16 protein-coding genes are annotated in these 17,299 nt (G+C 49.1%); 5 read left to right on the top strand and 11 right to left on the bottom strand.

Annotated elements, in window-relative coordinates:
- Window positions 1-179 precede the first annotated feature (179 nt).
- Window positions 180-1,070 (top strand): AraC family transcriptional regulator, encoded by an 891-nt coding sequence (locus L3D05_RS19980; RefSeq protein ID WP_239618091.1) that lies wholly within the window; start codon window positions 180-182, stop codon window positions 1,068-1,070.
- 336 nt (window positions 1,071-1,406) lie between these two features.
- Here L3D05_RS19980 and opp4C read toward each other — a convergent pair whose 3' ends face one another.
- The 10 genes from opp4C to L3D05_RS19930 form a co-directional block, all read right to left on the bottom strand.
- Window positions 1,407-2,327: an oligopeptide ABC transporter permease gene (gene opp4C / locus L3D05_RS19975; protein WP_239618090.1), complete on the bottom strand. Its 921-nt coding sequence runs from the start codon at window positions 2,325-2,327 to the stop codon at window positions 1,407-1,409.
- Complete coding sequence (locus L3D05_RS19970; RefSeq protein WP_239618089.1) at window positions 2,324-3,295, bottom strand: ABC transporter permease; 972 nt, start codon at window positions 3,293-3,295, stop codon at window positions 2,324-2,326. Before L3D05_RS19970 ends, opp4C begins: the two co-directional genes overlap by 4 nt.
- An 18-nt stretch (window positions 3,296-3,313) precedes the next feature.
- Window positions 3,314-4,315 carry an ABC transporter ATP-binding protein gene (locus L3D05_RS19965; RefSeq protein ID WP_305037459.1) on the bottom strand — a complete coding sequence of 334 codons (1,002 nt, stop codon included), beginning with the start codon at window positions 4,313-4,315 and terminating at the stop codon, window positions 3,314-3,316.
- On the bottom strand, window positions 4,299-5,300 hold the full coding sequence (locus L3D05_RS19960) for an ABC transporter ATP-binding protein (protein WP_239618088.1): 1,002 nt from the start codon (window positions 5,298-5,300) through the stop codon (window positions 4,299-4,301). The genes L3D05_RS19965 and L3D05_RS19960 overlap by 17 nt, the downstream gene beginning before the upstream one ends.
- 44 nt (window positions 5,301-5,344) lie before the next feature.
- Window positions 5,345-6,979 (bottom strand): ABC transporter substrate-binding protein, encoded by a 1,635-nt coding sequence (locus tag L3D05_RS19955; protein WP_239618087.1) that lies wholly within the window; start codon window positions 6,977-6,979, stop codon window positions 5,345-5,347.
- Between the two features lie 292 nt (window positions 6,980-7,271).
- Window positions 7,272-8,060 carry a DUF1684 domain-containing protein gene (locus L3D05_RS19950; RefSeq protein ID WP_239618086.1) on the bottom strand — a complete coding sequence of 263 codons (789 nt, stop codon included), beginning with the start codon at window positions 8,058-8,060 and terminating at the stop codon, window positions 7,272-7,274.
- Between the two features lies 1 nt (window position 8,061).
- Window positions 8,062-8,925, bottom strand: a complete 864-nt coding sequence (locus L3D05_RS19945) for an alpha/beta fold hydrolase (protein WP_239618085.1) — start codon at window positions 8,923-8,925, stop codon at window positions 8,062-8,064.
- A 136-nt stretch (window positions 8,926-9,061) separates the two neighbouring features.
- The gene (locus tag L3D05_RS19940) at window positions 9,062-9,451 is read right to left on the bottom strand and encodes a ribosomal maturation YjgA family protein (protein ID WP_239618084.1); all 390 of its coding nucleotides are present in this window, start codon (window positions 9,449-9,451) and stop codon (window positions 9,062-9,064) included.
- A gap of 164 nt (window positions 9,452-9,615) precedes the next feature.
- Window positions 9,616-9,837 (bottom strand): hypothetical protein, encoded by a 222-nt coding sequence (locus L3D05_RS19935; protein ID WP_239618083.1) that lies wholly within the window; start codon window positions 9,835-9,837, stop codon window positions 9,616-9,618.
- An 84-nt stretch (window positions 9,838-9,921) separates the two neighbouring features.
- Window positions 9,922-10,482, bottom strand: a complete 561-nt coding sequence (locus L3D05_RS19930) for a hypothetical protein (protein WP_239618082.1) — start codon at window positions 10,480-10,482, stop codon at window positions 9,922-9,924.
- 84 nt (window positions 10,483-10,566) lie between these two features.
- Between L3D05_RS19930 and L3D05_RS19925 the strand changes: the two genes are divergently transcribed.
- Window positions 10,567-11,166, top strand: coding sequence for a TetR/AcrR family transcriptional regulator (locus L3D05_RS19925; RefSeq protein WP_239618081.1), 600 nt, complete (start codon window positions 10,567-10,569; stop codon window positions 11,164-11,166).
- A gap of 51 nt (window positions 11,167-11,217) precedes the next feature.
- Here the strand turns inward: L3D05_RS19925 and L3D05_RS19920 are convergent, their stop codons facing one another.
- Window positions 11,218-14,619, bottom strand: a complete 3,402-nt coding sequence (locus L3D05_RS19920) for a copper amine oxidase N-terminal domain-containing protein (protein ID WP_239618080.1) — start codon at window positions 14,617-14,619, stop codon at window positions 11,218-11,220.
- 327 nt (window positions 14,620-14,946) lie between these two features.
- Here L3D05_RS19920 and L3D05_RS19915 point away from each other — a divergent pair, with 327 nt between their 5' ends.
- Genes L3D05_RS19915 through L3D05_RS19905 form a run of 3 tightly spaced genes read left to right on the top strand, consistent with a single transcriptional unit; the run spans window position 14,947 to window position 17,262 of the window.
- Window positions 14,947-15,786 (top strand): amino acid ABC transporter substrate-binding protein, encoded by an 840-nt coding sequence (locus L3D05_RS19915; protein WP_239618079.1) that lies wholly within the window; start codon window positions 14,947-14,949, stop codon window positions 15,784-15,786.
- Between the two features lie 28 nt (window positions 15,787-15,814).
- Window positions 15,815-16,483 carry an amino acid ABC transporter permease gene (locus L3D05_RS19910; protein ID WP_239618078.1) on the top strand — a complete coding sequence of 223 codons (669 nt, stop codon included), beginning with the start codon at window positions 15,815-15,817 and terminating at the stop codon, window positions 16,481-16,483.
- Between the two features lie 14 nt (window positions 16,484-16,497).
- A complete protein-coding gene (locus tag L3D05_RS19905; RefSeq protein ID WP_239618077.1) occupies window positions 16,498-17,262 on the top strand; it encodes an amino acid ABC transporter ATP-binding protein in 765 nt (254 codons plus the stop codon).
- Window positions 17,263-17,299: the final 37 nt, after the last annotated feature.

Raw genomic sequence — 17,299 nt, 5'->3', positions numbered from 1 at the left:
CCCTCTCTAAAATATCCAAACGGAACACGACTCATCATATCGCGGCTCGCGGCAGAAATCTTTTCGTTTTTTGCCATTCATTTAACGATTTTTGCTATGATGGGAAAAAGCGCCATTAAACGGAGTGATCTGCCATCCCCCTCCCCAAGTCGTTGCTCGACAAAGAATACCAGGATCGCATGAACCGGGTCGTCGATTATATCGAGAAGAACCTCTCTTCGCCTCTTCCTATAGACGAGCTTACGGACATTGCCGCATTTTCCGCGTATCATTTTCACCGGATATTCAAAAAAACGATGAACGAGAACGTTCATCGTTTCATCAACCGCCTGCGCGTGGAGAAAGCCGCCAAGCTGCTAATCTTCCAAACCGAGCGCAGCCTGTCCGACATCTCTTTGGAGTGCGGTCTTCAGTCTTCAGCCCATTTTTCCAGAACGTTCCGCTCGCATATCGGACTATCGCCCTCGGAATATCGGAGCAGGTATAACCTCAATGCCGTTACGGACTCTTTCAGAGGAAGCCATGAAGCCGCCGGGTCTCGACAAGAGAGGTGGCGACTACTGGAATCGAGATACAATGCCCTGAAAATAAGCATAAACGTTCTACCCGAAAGACAAGCCGCATGCATCCGATACCAAGGCACCATCAACACCGACGAACCGAATCCCGACATCTCCGACGCCTTCAACCGGGCGGAGGCTTGGATGAGAGCCAGAGACCTGCTTGTCTGCAATTCCATGTACATAGGAGTAATCCCGAGCGATCCCTACATCACACCGGCTACGAAGCATCGCTATTCCGCATGTATTACGACCGACCTGCCGTTCGCGCCGACTCTCGACGTGGAAAGGATAACATTACCCGGCGGCAAATACGCCGTCGTCTATCTGGAGGATCAAGCGGATATCGTCCGCGATCTCATCCATCTCGTAAGCATCCAATGGCTTCCTCTCAGCCCCTACGTTTGGGACGACTCCCGCCATCAGATGGAAATCTTCTACGGCGATCCCCTTAGCGATCCAGATCATCTTGTTCGGGTTGAATTTTGCATTCCGGTTAAACCGAAGTAGACAGCCTATTCTGACCTTGCGGATCTGAGCTTTGGCACCACTTCGAGTGTCCTTTTCCTTAATTCAAAAAACAAGTAGAAAAATCCATTTATTTAGATGCCCACAGAACGAAAAATCAAAATAAGTGGATATCTACAGTTAATTCGATCGAATAGATAGTTTTATCTCTAAAATCTGAATAATAAATGGATTTTTCCATCTAATCATAAGACAAGGGCAGAACTCGGCAAAAATAACTGTAGAATTACAGTTATTTCGGGGCCGTACTTACAATTGCAATAAAAGGGCTGTAGCGGAAGGTCGGATTACCCTAACTTCCACTACAGCCCCGTCTATTTATTTCGTATTCTTAGGGTCGAGAGCATCTCGAAGAGCATCGCCGATGAAGTTGATCGACAGCACGCTCAGAATGATCATAACCCCTGGCGGAATCCACTGCCATGGCTGGGAGGTGAGTACCGTAAGCGACTGCGCGCTCGCCAGCATGTTCCCCCAACTCGGGGTAGGCGGTTGTACTCCTAGACCGAGAAAGCTGAGCGCGGCCTCGTCCAGAATCGCTCCCGCGACCCCGGAGGTCGCATAGATCAAGATCGGAGCGACCGTATTCGGCAGAATATGCATGAACAAAATTCTTGGAGTCTTAAAACCCAATACGACGCTCGCTTTGACATAGTCCGTTTCCTTAATGGACAGCACGTTCCCTCGCACCAGCCGCGCCACACTAGGCCACCCCAGAAAACCCAAAATCAATATAATGTTCGTTAATCCCGGGCCCACGATGCTGGCAACGACGAGGATCAGCATAATATACGGAAACGACATGAATACGTCCGTTATTCTCATGATGATATTATCTACCCAGCCGCCATAGTATCCCGATACAAGTCCAAGTACAGTCCCGATGACCGACGAGATGAGAATGGATCCTATCCCGACCGACAGGGAAATTCTAGCCGCATAGATCAGTCGCGACAATTCGTCCCGTCCGATCTGATCCGTGCCGAGCGGGTGCTGCCAAGACGGAGCCGCACTGAAGCTATCCGTTATCGTACTCGGGTCATACGGCGCGATCAGCGGGGCGAAAATCGCGCATAATGCGAGAACGGCCATAACGGCAAGCCCTGCAACGGCAAGCTTATGCTTCTTGAACCGGCGAGCGAATAGCTTAGCGGAGCTGTCATCGCTCTTCGCAATCCAAGCTTCCGACTCGATGAGCGGCTCATCCCGATCCATGCTGCTGTTCTTATCCAGATTCATTTGGCCGCCGCTCCCTGGTAACTATTTTTAATTCTCGGATCAACCAGGGCATAGGCGATATCCGTAAGTAAATTCGCCGCTATGACGATAAACGCCGCTACCAGATTCAGTCCCATGATCATCGAATAGTCGCGGCTCATGATGGAAGACATCGTCAATTGCCCGATTCCCGGCCAAGAGAAAATCTGCTCGATAACAACCGCGCCTCCAAATAAGATCGGAATTTCCATGCCCAGCACCGTTACGATCGGAATCAAGGCATTTCTCATGGCGTGCCTGTTCACGACTAGAAATTCTCCGAGCCCCTTCGCGCGGGCCGTCCGCAAATAATCCTGCCCTAATATCTCCAGCATGCTCGAACGAACGTATCGAATATTTCTCCCGGCGACGTTAGCCGTAAGCACGATAACGGGTAAGATCAGATGCACGAGAACATCCGTAAACCCTCCCCCGCTTCCAAGCTCGGTCATTCCGCTGGACGGCAGGATCTTGAGGTGCAAAGCGAATACGTAGATGAGTCCTAATGCCAGAAAAAAGTTAGGAATCGAGATTCCCAAGAATGACCCCGTCACCGCGAAATAATCCAATTTAGAATATTGCTTCGAGGCGCTGAGCACGCCAAGAGGAATAGCAATCGCAATCCCTAGAATCAGGGCGATTCCCATCAATAGCAGCGTCGGTCCCATATGTTCCCCTATCATTTTCCCCACGGGCTGATAGGTAATCATGGAATAACCCAAGTCGCCGCGGAACAGATTGCCTAACCAGCGAAAATACTGTTCATAAGCCGGAGCGTTAAGCCCCAGCTCGATTCTCTTGGCTTCCAATGCCGCTTCCGGCAGCTTCGGGTTTACGAGCATGTCTACGGGATTGCCCGGCGCCATCCTCATGATTACGAAATTGATGATCGTTACGCCGAACAATACCGGAATGGCAATCAGCAATCGGCGGATCACATAATTAAACAAAAAAAAACACCTCGGTTCTTAATCGTTAGGGAAGAAACAAGCAACCGAGTGTTGGCCGTCTCCCGCCAGCTCCGGCTCCCGCTCTTGGCATTCCGCCCGCGCATTCGGGCATCGCGTATGGAATCGGCAGCCTGTCGGAGGGTTCACGGGACTTGGAACGTCTCCCTGAAGCACGATTTTCTTTCGATTCCTCAGACGCGGATTCGCAACGGGGTAAGCATCCATCAACGCTCCCGTATAAGGATGCCGCGGATTCTCGAATAGCTCCTTGGCCGTCCCGATCTCTACGATCTTCCCGAGATACATGACCGCGATTCTATCGCTAATATATCTAACGGCGCCAAGGCCATGGGCGATGAAAAGGTAAGTCAGGTTGAATTCCTTCTGCAAGTCCTTGAACAGATTAAGCACTTGCGCTTGAATCGACACGTCGAGCGCGGATACGGGCTCGTCGCAGACGATCAGCTTCGGCCTAAGCGACAGTGCTCTTGCTATTCCTATTCTCTGCCGCTGTCCCCCGGAAAATTCGTGCGGGAAGCGGTTTCTGCTATTCATAGGCAACCCTACGATATCGAGCAGCCTGTCGACTTCCTTGGTTATCTCCTTATCCGGTACGATACGGTGAACTTTAAGCGGTTCGGCAATTAAATCGGAGACACGCTTCCGGGGATTCAAGGACGAATAGGGATCTTGAAAAACGATCTGGAGCTGCGTTCGGAAGTTAACCCGCTCGCTAGCGGAGTAACCCGCAATGTCCTTCCCGTCGAACAGAATGCGTCCTTCCGTCGGCTTCTCCAAACCGACGATAGACCTGCCGATGGTGGACTTTCCGCAGCCCGATTCTCCGACAAGGCCGAGGGTTTCTCCGGCATAGATAGATAGATCCACGCCGTCGACAGCCTTCACGTTATCGACGGTCCGGTTAAGAATACCCCGACGGATGGGGTAATATTTCTTCAGCCTATCAAGCGTAAGTAGCGGTGAGGATTGAGCTTCATCGAGCTTATCCATAGGTTTCATCCACGGCTCCCTCCCCTGATCTCCCTACTTCCCAGCAACGTGCCAGCTGACCTTCCTGCTTGTCCTCAAGCGGAGGAAGGTGATTCTTGCAATGCTCGGTTGCCAGGTAGCAGCGATTATAGAATCGGCAACCCTTCATGAACTGGTATCGAGCAGGCACCGAACCCGGTATTGACTCTAATTGATCGCCTTCCGCGACATCCAAGCTCGGTATCGATTTTAATAAGCCCCGGGTATACGGATGTTTAGGATCGTCGAATAACGTGTATACATCCGCTTCCTCGACGACTTGCCCCGCGTACATGACGAGTACCCTATTCGCCATCTCCGCAACGACGCCGAGATCATGGGTGATCAACAGAATCGCCGTGCCCGCTTCCTCGCACAGTTGCTTCATCAACCGCATGATCTGAGCTTGGACAGTCACGTCAAGCGCCGTCGTCGGCTCGTCCGCGATAAGAACTTTCGGCTTGCAAGAAAGGGCCATGGCGATCATGACCCGTTGTCTCATCCCTCCCGACAAGGCGAAGGGGTATTCGTTCATCATCTCTTCCGGCCGCGGCAAGCCGACTTTCCTAAGCATTTCGATCGCGGTGGCCCGCGCTTCCCGAGAGCTTTGATGCAAATGAAGCTTAATGGCCTCGCACATCTGGTACCCGATCGTGAAGACAGGGTTGAGCGAAGTCATCGGCTCTTGAAAAACCATGGAAATCCGATTGCCGCGAATCTCTCTCATCTGCCGGTCATCCAGCTTCAGGATATCCGTGCCTTCCAGCAGAATTTGACCCTCGTCAATCCGACTGCTCTTTCCAAGCAGCCGCATGATCGATAGAGCGGTAACGCTCTTCCCGCTACCCGATTCTCCTACGAGCGCCAAGGTCTCCCCGGGCTTCAAGTTAAAGCTAACATCGTCAACGCTTACGATTTTGCCTTGGTCCGTGTCAAAAGCCGTTTGCAAGTGGCTGACGGCAAGCAAAGACTCCATCCCTATCACCACCTTGATGATCAGATTCCCTTGATGCGATTACTTTATTTTACGTCCCACTCATGGACATTGATGAACATGCCGTAGTCTTTTGGCTTAGCACCGGTTACTTTGCCATTCATAGCTCCCAAAGCTTTCATGGCGTAAATGGAAGGCATCGGAACGTCTTGAGCGACGATCTTCTGCAGCTTGCTGTAGTTTTCTTTTATCTTGGCCTCATCGGTTTCGGCCTGCAATGCAGTAAGCAATGTCTCGATTTCCGCATTCTTGTACCCGTTAGGGTTACCTTCATGAAGGAAGTAAGCCACGTCCGGCAGCGGATTGACCGGAGACAGGGAGACGGTAAGAATCCCGAGATCATACTCCATCTTCACAAGCTTATCGATCAGGGTAGCCAGGTCCAGCATTTGAATTTTGGCGTTAACGCCGACGGCTTTCAAGTTCTCCGCCATAATATTAGCTGCTTGTTCAAGTGTACTATCGCCGGATAGTACAGACAAATTGATTGTTTTTCCAGCGTCCCATCCCGATTCCTTCAGCAAGCTCTTCGCTTTCTCCGGGTCGTACGCGACAGGCTGCACGCTAGTGTCCACATAAGGGCTGTAGCTGGTCAAGAACCCGTCAACGACTTCCCCCGAGCCTTTAAGCAGCTTCTCGACAATCAACTGGCGATTGATCGCATAAGAGATAGCTTGTCTTTGCTTGGCATCCGGTACCGTTTTCTCATTGATGTACATGAATTGGGTAGCAATCGGCGGTCCATCGTTCGTCGTGAACCCTGCCAGACCTTTGACCTTCTCGTAATCGGCAATCGGAATAACGCCGGCCGACGGAATGTTCATGTCGATTTCGCCGCTTTGAAGCTGCGCGGAGATCGCCGTTCCTTGCAATACTTTGAAATTCAATTGCTCCAGCTTAGGAGCGCCTTTGAAGTAATCCTTGTTTGCTTCCATCTGTACATAATGATCTCTGTCATAGCTCACGAGCTTGAACGGTCCGTTCGTGACGGTCGGCTTCTGGAAAAATTCGCTCTTGTTGATGTTCTCCGGAGCTACATCCTTGAGAACGGACTGAGGAACGGTGAGCAAGTATCTTCCGATCGTGTCTTGAAAAATGTTTAAGGTCGTCGGTGCTTTCGTCTTCATCTCGATCGTATGGTCATCCAACTTCTTAACGCCGGAAATATCCGCAGTCCCTCCCGGCAAATATCCGGAATCGTCTAGGCCTTCCAAGATCGCGAACAAATAAGCGAATCCGGATGCCACCTTCGCGTTACTCATCAGCTTCATCGTGAAGATGACGTCATCCGCGGTAACCGGGGTTCCGTCCGTCCATTTGGCATTCGCGTTCAGCTTCACAGTGAAGGTTTTGTTATCCGTCGTTGCTATGGAATCAGCCAGCATCGGCTTAAATGTCAAATCTTCGTCAAGCTCTACGAGGGGCAAGAACATCAGGCCCGATACGTATGAGGATACGAGTCCTACCGGGGACAAGGGATTCAGCGCATTCGGGGAATAAGTCACGCCGATATTCACGACTTTCTTGGAGCTGCCGGACGGACTTGCCGATCCGGTTGCGGTAGAGGGATTATTGTTCGATCCGCTGCATGCCGTCAATGTCGTTAAAGCAGCCACGAGCACAAACGTTAATGTTTTTTTCCAGGTGCGTCTTGCTCTCATGTTGTACACTCCCTATTTAATTCCTATTATTCTTATATGATTTAATTCCACTTTAAACAAATATGAAGTTTTTGTCGAACTTTGTCAATACAACGAGTGGCAGGGAACTTCTCCCACGGCTGCCACGTCAAGCACCATTTTTTATCATACATGTTTTATCCAGCAGTTTCATTGTGAAAAATGACGAAATTTGTCGAATTATGAAACAGAAAAAACAGAAAACCGGAAGCCGATAAGGCATCCGGTCTTGTCTATGTTCTCCAGATAAGGAAAACGCGATACGGCATTGTTCTTACTCCCGATAGATCACTTGCTTCTCCCCGGCAGTAACCTCGAAAGGCAAACGATTGCCGGCAGGCGGCAACGGACAATTGAAATGATAAGAAAAAGCGCAAGGCGGAAGAAAAGACCGATTGAAATCCACCGTCACCTTGCCGTTCGCTCCCGGGGTAACGAGCACCATTCTTCCCATTCCGTAGGTAATCCTACCATTTGTTTGGTCACCGAATACGATGATCAGTGATCCGTCCGAATCGAAAGGGCTGAGATCATAGGTAACGCCTTCTCTGACGAAACGAATATCCCCTGGCGATTGATGATGTCTCAACACCCCCTCTTGATCAGAGTTGTGCGTAAAAGCCATCTTCCGCTGCCCGTCGCCGTTATCGCTGATCCACTCGGCTTCGACGACCCAATCCGGATCATACGAATAAGCCGAGATCCCTTCATAGCGGTTAATCGCCTCCGAATCGGCATCATATACGGCGAGTAAATGATCCGAACCCGGTTGCGCGGTTGCTACGGCCGTCAACGTGGGCGAGAACCGTACTAGCGTACGGTCGATCGCCAACTTGACGGTACCCACTAAGGCTTGTCCGTCCACCGAAATTCCGTCTGTATCTGTTGCCGTCAGTGCCAATCCTCGCTCATCGCCAACCAAAGGTGCCCATGTACCCGGAATTCCTTCCACTTGCATCGGCTCATTGATCGTATGCAGCCCTACTAATGCCAGATCGCCTTGAAACTGAGCCACAGACTGCTCACGCTCCGTTTTCCATTCCTCGAACGCTACGGTTGTCATCTTATGAAACCTCGCCGGCGATGAAGCAGGATAACGTTCTAATGAAACCTGGATGTTCTTCGATGAACGGCATGTGCCCGCTGTATTCGAATACGGCCAGCTCCGATTGAGGGATTAAACGGTGCATTTCCTCCGCTTGGGAGACCGGCGTAATCCAATCATAACGGCCGGCTACGATTAATGTCGGAACCTGCAAAGCTGGCAGCTTCGGACGAACGTCATAGGATGGCATGAAGTGCTTAAACGTGTAATTGGCAATCTCGAGGCACCCGATCGGGCGGTTCCCCGTCTCTCTCATCACTTCTTCGTTCTGAACGTGGAAATAGAGCGGGTAACAAATATCCCACCAGCGAATGAGTTGCTGTTCGTTCTCGACGCGACCTTCGAACATTTCCGGTATGACGCTCAGTTGCTCTTCCGTAGCCACAGCGCTGGCGTACTCCAACGCCGCGGAGTAGAACTCGTAACTAGGAGCCGTGTTCACCAGCAGAAGCTTCTCTAGTGATTCCGGATATCTCGTTGCGAACACTTGCGCAACCATGCCGCCGAACGAATGACCCAGCAAGTGGATTTTATCGAATCCAAGATACTGGCGAAGCGCCTCTATATCATCCGTCAGTTGATTGAATGTGCACATAGCCGGATCAACTCTATCCGATTGTCCATTGCAGCGTTGGTCCATATAGACGATCTGCATTTCCTTCGCGAGCGGGGTCAGCCACGGCTTGAAATCGGAATGGTCGCTTCCCGGGCCGCCGTGAATCGCGAACAATACCGGACGACTTTCCATTCGATCCCCGCGGGGAACATATCCGGAACCTTCTATATCGAAATAAATACGAGTTCCATTCACATTCGCAAACATAAGTGCACTCTACTTTCTCTTGATGTATGTTGCTTGTTGCTTGCTATGAATTACATTTCGTCGTTCAACAGCTCTTTCGTATCTTTACCATTATCCATTTCAAATAACCTTTGTCAATTCGATCCGCAAGAGCAGACTACTTCCGTATTAACCCGCTACGTACATAGCTATCTATGCCGCAAGTAACGGCGATTCCAATGCTGTACCTTATTAAATCCACGGTCAAAAATCCTTTTCCCAAAATTAAGCCGCCCAAGGTTGTATCTCTGATCCCATTAATCCAACTCGCTTGGTATAGCTGGCTGAATTCGATCCCGAAGCAAAAAATCAAGCTGACGCCAAATGCCCAGCCAAGACTCTTATTCGCAAACAACGAGCGAATGCCTAAATAAATCATGCTCGCCCACAATGCATCTCCGAAATGTTCGGCAACAAAAGGGGGCAATGAGCTTGCATACGCCCGCGTGCTCAATCCTAATATTATAACGATAAAAGCTGCACCCAAATAGGTTACTCTGGTTTTCATTGGAACCCTCTCGCTTTGCGCTAACAGATTATAAACCAAGGCTATCATATAACGGGGATACAGTGTTCTATAAATACACAAAAAAGGCCCGATCGCTTCCCCGAGTGGAAGTTATCAGCCTGAGGCTATCCGTTTTTATTTGCCATCCCATTGTTGCTTCTAGGTTAAGGTCGAGCAGATTCGAGCGTTCGGGATAACTCGATGAGAAGCTGGTCCAGTTCCGCTTGCAATCCTTTTAATTCAGTGCGGCATTTAGACTCGAGAGAGTTCATTTGTTCGCTTAACATGCGACGGTTCCTGATCGCATCCTCCAAATCATCGTAAGCGATTGGATATCGATCTATTAATTCGACGCTTTCCGGCGGCCTTTCCAACAAATGAATCATGCTTCCATCTCTCCTCTTCGGATTTGATGGTTTCATTGTACGGGCTCATCATCATGCGGGAATGCCGAATCGGTAAAAAGATTGTTAATTTTTATCAAATGATGCTTTTTTTTGCGCTCTTGGCCACAAAGTATAACTAAAGCTAATAAGAAAATCGATAGCCAAGACGAGCGACCAAGTCCGAATGACTGAAAGCAAGCTTTCCGTGCGGCTGTTTACATCCACCAAGTGAATGATTCCATATAGGATCCCGCACCCGATTACCCAAGCTAACGCATGCCGGAACCAGCCTTTCCGTTCGTTCCGTGCATGTTCCGGACCGAACTTGATTTTCTTCATAGGAGCCGGCCCTCCGGCGAATCGATGCGCGAAACGAATATCTGCCCATCTAATCATGGAATGGCCGAAAGCGATAGACGCTCCAATGTATACGGCCGCTAGCCCGTGAGCCGCATTCGCTTCGGCACCGCCTCGCAAATCGATTACGGTGACTATGAGGAGCACTAGATCGATAATGGGCGTGCAATAGAGCAGAACAGCCCCCAACCTCTTCTGCCGCAAAATATATCGGGACGCTAGCCCTGCAAGCACAAACAGCCAAAATGCGAGTTCGCATCCAATGATAACACCCGTAATGGACTCCACTCCCTTTTTAGAACAACTGTATTATTTAATGTGAGTTTATTATAGCACAGTTGTATTAAAACACAATCATGATATAATCTGATCATGCCGAAAATTGTGGATCACAACGACCGAAAAGAGAAAATAGCAGAAGCCGCTTGGCGAGTCATACGCCGAGACGGACTTGATCACGTTTCAGTACGTCGGGTTGCCGAGGAGGCCGGGTTTTCCCTTGGTTCCCTGCGGCATTATTTCGATTCGCAGGACGAGCTGCTGGCCTTCTCCATGCGCCTTGTATCAAGCCGAGTCAATGATCGCATTCAGAAAATCCCGTTCAGCGGAAAACCCCGGCACGACATGATGCTCATCATCGCCGAGCTCGTTCCGCTCGACGAGGTGCGTCTTGCAGAAGCCGAGATCTGGCTCGCCTTCGCAGGGAAAGCGGGATCCAACGCCGCGATTCGAGCCTTAAGTCTAGAGGTGCATCATGAGCTTTATACAGGGTTTCGAAGGATGATCGATGAACTGATCCGTCAGAAACTAACGACAGATGATATCGATGCCGAGCAAGAGACAAGAAGGCTTCACGCCTTAATTGACGGCTTAGTCGTCCATCACGCCACGTTCCAAGATCATTTAACGAGAGATGAGCTGATGACCACGATCTCTTATCATTTAGACACTTTCTTATTACAGGAACAATAACGAAAGGCCGGACCCCCTCATCGGGATCCGGCCTTTCGACATTAAAGATAATTACTGGGTTTTAAGTGTAAATAGCCCACTGGGTTGAGATAGTTTATTGGGGCTTCCATTCGTTCCGAAAGCTAAAATATAGACCTGATAAGAAACATTGTATGACAATGCTAAGGAGCTGATGGTCGTTGAATAGCTCGGATCCTGCGACTTAACAATAATTGCGCTAGTTGAAGCATAGTTGATTACTGAAGTTTCATTAACCGCAATTCCTGCCGGAACTACGAATGCTTGGTAATAACTAATGCCGTCTTCATTGACCGGTTTGTTAAACCCGGCTATCACGGTGTTTGTATTTACGACCTGATAGCCATATACGCCTAACAATTCGGGTACTTGCGAAGAAGTAATCGCAAACCAGTTGGAAGGCAACGACAGCGAATTCGTACCGTTAATTCCCATTGAGAGTACGTATACATAGTAGCCAGCCCCAACCTGGAGCTGATTTCCATATGCGTCTGTAGTTGGCGTTGGCGTTATCGGCATGTTAATGTTACCGCTGGTCTTGTTAAATACCGTAGAATTAGGAGCGGAGTTAGCCGAAGCCAAAGTAAAACTCGGGCTTTGATTATCCCTAACTAACAAGACGCGATAGAACATAATCAGATTCTCGTCCGCAGCTTTGTTGAATGCTACTTGAAGGTTCTGCCCGTTATTGGAAACAACGACATTCGTAGCGGTAGGCACGTTACTGTTCGACAGCGTAATTGAAGCGGATGGATAGGATAACGCGTTCGTACCATAGGAAGTACCGCCACCCGCGGACATCACGAATAGCCGATAAGCGATTCCGTTCTGGATCGGGATTCCATTAACATCATTTAAACCATATAAGAGCGACTCGATAGTTGCTCCATTCCCCTTTGACACAACCCGATAATTTCTAACATCCGTAATCGCGTTTGCCGTTGCAAGCGTAAAGGCACCTGCATTAGCTTCTCGGACTACATAAATCCGGTAATGGTCAATGTTAGTTTCATTTGTTGCTTTCGTGAAAGTGATTTTTAGATCCTGACCGTCGTTAAAGTCGCTGACGTCGGCGACACTCACGATCGTGACGGGTAAAACACTATTTCCCGACAACGTAATCGCTGCGGACGGTGCGGACAACGAGTTCGAACCATATGCAACCCCGTAACCAACCGACATAACGAATATGCGATAGCTGATTCCGTTCTGGATAGGGAGTCCATAGATATCGAGCACTCCTGCCGGAAGCTGCTCGCTAATATCCGTGCCCTTCTTAGCTATATTCGAATAGTAGGAAGCATTCTGAATGGAATTTGCCGTTGCAAGAGTGAAGTTATTCGCATACTCGTTCCTAACAATGAAAACCCGGTAATTAGCGATGTTGGTTTCATTTGCGGCTTTCGTAAAGGATACCCGTAAATCGCGGCTGTCATTGAAATCGCCCACATCGAGAGCGCTAACGTTAGTAGCCATAGGGATTGCTCCATTATTCGTTAACGTAATCGCCGATGAAGCGTACGATAACGCATTCGTACCACCGGTTCCCCCGGTTCCGACAGTCATAACGAATACCTTGTAGCTAACGCCGTTCTGAAGGACTATGCCGCTTGTATCGCGGGCACTGCTGGATAAGGTCTTCGTAATAATATCGGTACCGGTCTTGCTAAATGTCGTGTATTGACTAGTCGGCATCGACATCGCCATGGACAAATTGAAAATGCTTGCATTAGCTTCTCTTACGACGAATACCCGATACTCGGTGATTTTCGCTTCGTTGTTCACTTTCGGAAACGATACTTGAAGATCCTGTCCGTTGTTATAATCCGAAACGTCGCTAACCGTTACGTACGAAACGGCAGTCACGCCTGTATCCGCTAAAGTAATGCTCTGGGAGGGTCCGGAAAGCGTATTCGGATAGGAACTGCTATTGACGGATACGCCCATGACGAATACCCGGTAAGCAACTCCATTCTGAATAAACTGTCCCTTAACGTCTCTCATGCTCGATGACAGGGTCACGCTATAAGTGCTGTTTCCCGTCCGGCTAACGTCGTAATAATATTGCGAGGACAATTTATTCGCCTCGGTTAAATTAAACGTGCCGGAATCATAATCACGTACGACGAATATGCGGTAGGAGTTAATACGCGTTTCGTCCGTCGCTTTGTTAAAGCTGACTCTCAAGTCACGGCCATCGCCATAGTTATCGATGTCTTCCACATTTGTTATTGTCGGAACCTGTGGCGTCGTCCCTAGCGTAACCGATGCGGAGCCAACCGAAAGACCATTCGTCAATGCTCCAGTATTATTGCTAAGGGCAAGAACGAACGCGGTATAAGCCACGCCTGTTCTGATCAATTCTCCCGACGTATCTCTCGACGAGGAGTTCAAGGTAACGCTCAACGTATTATTGCTATTCTTGGATACTGTTGTTGAATAAGAACTGGACATTCCATTCGCTGTCACAAGATCAAATTGTGATGCGTTAGCGCTCTTGACGATCATGACCCGGTAACCTGTAATGTTGCTCTCGTTAGCCGCTTTGGTGAAGCTAACCTGCAGATCCCGTCCGTCCCCGAAATCTCCTACGTCGTCTATTTTTACATTTGTCGCCGCGTTAACAGCCGGACTGCTGCTTAGACTGATCGATACGGAAGAAGCGGAAAGAGCATAGGAGCCATTACCTACGGTTAGAACGAAAACTTTGTATGCCTGGTTAGTACGCAACAAGGCTCCGTCGACGTCTCTGCTTTGAGCGGTTAGAGTCGTCCTCTGGTCCGGGTTGTACTTGGACAAGCTCGTATAGTTCGCCGATCCTACGATCTGAGCTTTAGCCGAGTTAAACGAGGAGGCATTCTCCGCTTTCACGACTAACAACCGATAGCTGTCTACGTTCGTTTGGTCGGAAGGCGGGGTGAAGTTCACCTGCAGATCCCTGCCATCTCCGAATTGCGAAACAGTAGATACGGTTACCGAAGAAACAGCAGCGACCTCTTTAGGTGCCTTTGTAGTAATCACTACGCTTTGGGTATTTTTGTTCCACGAGACATCGTCCCCCAACGATTCGCTAACGAAACGAATTGGAACCATCGTTCTTCCGCCGATAGACCTAGCGGAAGCATCAAGTGTAACGGTTTTATTGTTGATTGTTGCCGTACTCGCTCCCAGTTTCAATACGATAGTCGTATCGCCCTTGGTTCCGGTTACGGTTTGAGCTTTCTGATTCCATTGCACTCGCGCGCCCAAAGCCTCGAATATCCCCCTCAGAGGCACCAATGTATAGCCTCCGTTAACGACAACCGGGGCCTGATCGGTTATTAACTCTTGACCGTTGATGACGATTTTAATTGCGGAAGCAGCCTTCGCTTCTGGGAGATGAACAACTGAAAATAGTAAAGCCAACGTTGCTAACACAGATATAAACTTACGCATAATAGTCCTCCCTTTCTCCAACTGCAATACCACCCGTTTGAAATATTTGGTTTCGTTAATAAGACGCAAGGAAGAGGCCAAATGTTTCTCGTTAAAAGAATCATTTTCGTCGAAAGATTGCTAAATTTTATATAAAGGCTTTCTTGTCACCTAATCCATTCCAAAAGCAGGCTACTTCGATTAGGTTATCGTATTTTCCGGAATATGGGCGATTTAATTCCTAGTTATTTTATCGGAAAAGTGTTGACTAAACATAAATGTGCATGTACTATACATCTTACTGACCAAAGTCAGACATCATAGAAGGATAGAGAGAGGGGTACTTATATGAAAAGAACAAGTTTATTGGCATTGCTGCTTACGTTTGCCGTGGTTTTGGCGGCTTGCGGGAATAAATCGGAAACACCTGCGAATTCTGCATCACCATCCGCAACAAGTACGGAATCTTCCAGCCCGGATGCTCAGAGCTCGCTCGCCGGCATTAAAGCCAGCGGTAAAATCAAAATCGGTACCGAAGGCACGTATGCCCCGTTCACGTATCATGACGCAAGCGGAAAGTTGACCGGATTCGACGTTGAAATTGCGGAAGAGGTCAGCAAACGTCTTGGCGTAGAGCCGGAGTTTCTGGAGACACCTTGGGACGGATTAATCGCCGGATTAGACGCCAAGAGATTTGACATCGTATTTAATGAAGTTTCGATTACGGACGAGCGTAAAGAAAAGTACGACTTCTCCGATCCTTATATCGTTTCCAAAGCGGTGCTGCTCGTACATGAAGATAACACCGAAATTACTAAGCTGGCTGATCTTAAAGGCAAGAAGTCCGCTCAGTCGTTAACGAGCAATCTGACGAAAATCGCGGAAGAGAACGGCGCCGTGATCGTAGGCACAGACGGCTTTAACCAAGCGATCGATCTGTTGCTTACCAAACGCGTAGATGCGACTATTAACGACGGCTTGTCTTACCTCGATCTGAAAAAGCAAAAACCGGACGTGAAAATTAAAGTGGTAGATGAGACTTCCGAAGCCTCGCATAGCGCAGCGCTTATCCGTAAAGGAAACGAAGAGCTGGTCAAGGCTGTTAACGAAGCATTAGCCGCAATGAAAAGCGACGGAACTTATCTGAAGATTTCCGAGAAATATTTCGGAACCGACGTTTCCAAATAAATAATGTAGTTCAAAGGATGTCTGAACGATGACAGATCGTCAAATACAAATTTTACTCGACTCCTTCTGGCCCCTGCTTAAAGCAGGGGTTCTTTATACCATCCCGCTCACGTTAATCACTTTTGCGTTAGGATTGACGCTGGCTATCGTGACGGCGCTCGTCCGACTGTCCTCGTTGAAGATCCTTAAACTGATAGCCGACTTCTACGTATGGGTCATTCGGGGAACCCCGCTTCTGGTACAGCTATTTATTATTTTCTATGGCTTGCCTAGCGTAGGGATTACGCTTGATGTCTATACGTCGGCGGTCATTGGCCTATCGTTAAGCGTGGGCGCTTATTGCTCGGAGATCGTGCGTGCGGCGATATTATCCGTTCAGAAGGGGCAATGGGAAGCCGCATTCTCGCTCGGAATGTCCCGTATGCAGGCGCTACGGCGCATTATTCTGCCGCAAGCGGCGAGAGTGTCCGTTCCGCCGCTCGGCAATGCCTTCATCAGCCTCGTTAAGGATACGTCGCTCGTCGCGATCATAACTTTCGTCGATATGTTCAAAAAAGCGCAGTTTATTGCCGCGGCCACCTACGAACCGATGATTATATATTGCGAAGTAGCCGTCATTTATTTAGCCTTCAGTACCGTTCTGTCCGTCCTGCAAAATTACGTGGAAAAGCGTCTCGAACGCTTCACTGCCACCTAAAGGAGACCGTGTAGATGATCGAAATTCGCGGATTGCATAAATCATTCGGTTCTCTGGAAGTGTTGAAGGGTGTCGATCTCACGTTGTCTAAGGGGAAAGTCCTTGTCATCATCGGCCCTTCCGGATCAGGCAAAACAACGCTTCTCCGTTGTTTCAACTTGCTGGAGGTACCGGATAAGGGATCGCTGAGGCTGGGAGACAATAGCTTTGAATTCCATGAGCATGCCAAGATTCCTCAGAAGGATATACTAGCCCTTCGCCAAAATACGGGAATGGTGTTCCAATCGTTCAATTTGTTCCCTCATATGACCGCTCTTGAGAATGTCATGGAAGGACAAATTACCGTACAGAAGAAGAGCAAGGACGACGCCCGGAAACGGGCCGAGGCTCTGCTGGCTAAGGTTGGCCTTGCGGATAAAGCGGACTCCTATCCGCATAAGCTATCCGGGGGGCAACAACAGCGCGTCGCCATTGCTCGGGCGATGGCCATCGAACCGGAAGTGTTATTATTCGACGAGCCTACCTCTGCGCTTGATCCTGAATTGGTCGGAGAAGTGCTAAAGGTCATGAAGCAGCTGGCAACGGAAGGAATGACGATGGCGATCGTCACGCATGAAATGAAATTCGCTGCGGACGTAGCCGATCATATTCTCCTCATGGACGGCGGACGGATCATTGAGCAAGGAACGCCGGACGAGGTGCTCAAAAACCCGCGAACAGCTCGGGCTATACAGTTTCTGAATCATTTGAACGGAAAAGCCGAGGACTCCTCCGAATAGAGGGTTCTCGGCTTTGTTTTTTCGACGAATTTCCCAG

This window comes from Cohnella mopanensis (assembly GCF_022352055.1).
GTDB lineage: Bacteria > Bacillota > Bacilli > Paenibacillales > Paenibacillaceae > Cohnella > Cohnella mopanensis.
This window is presented reverse-complemented; position numbering and strand designations above follow the sequence as displayed.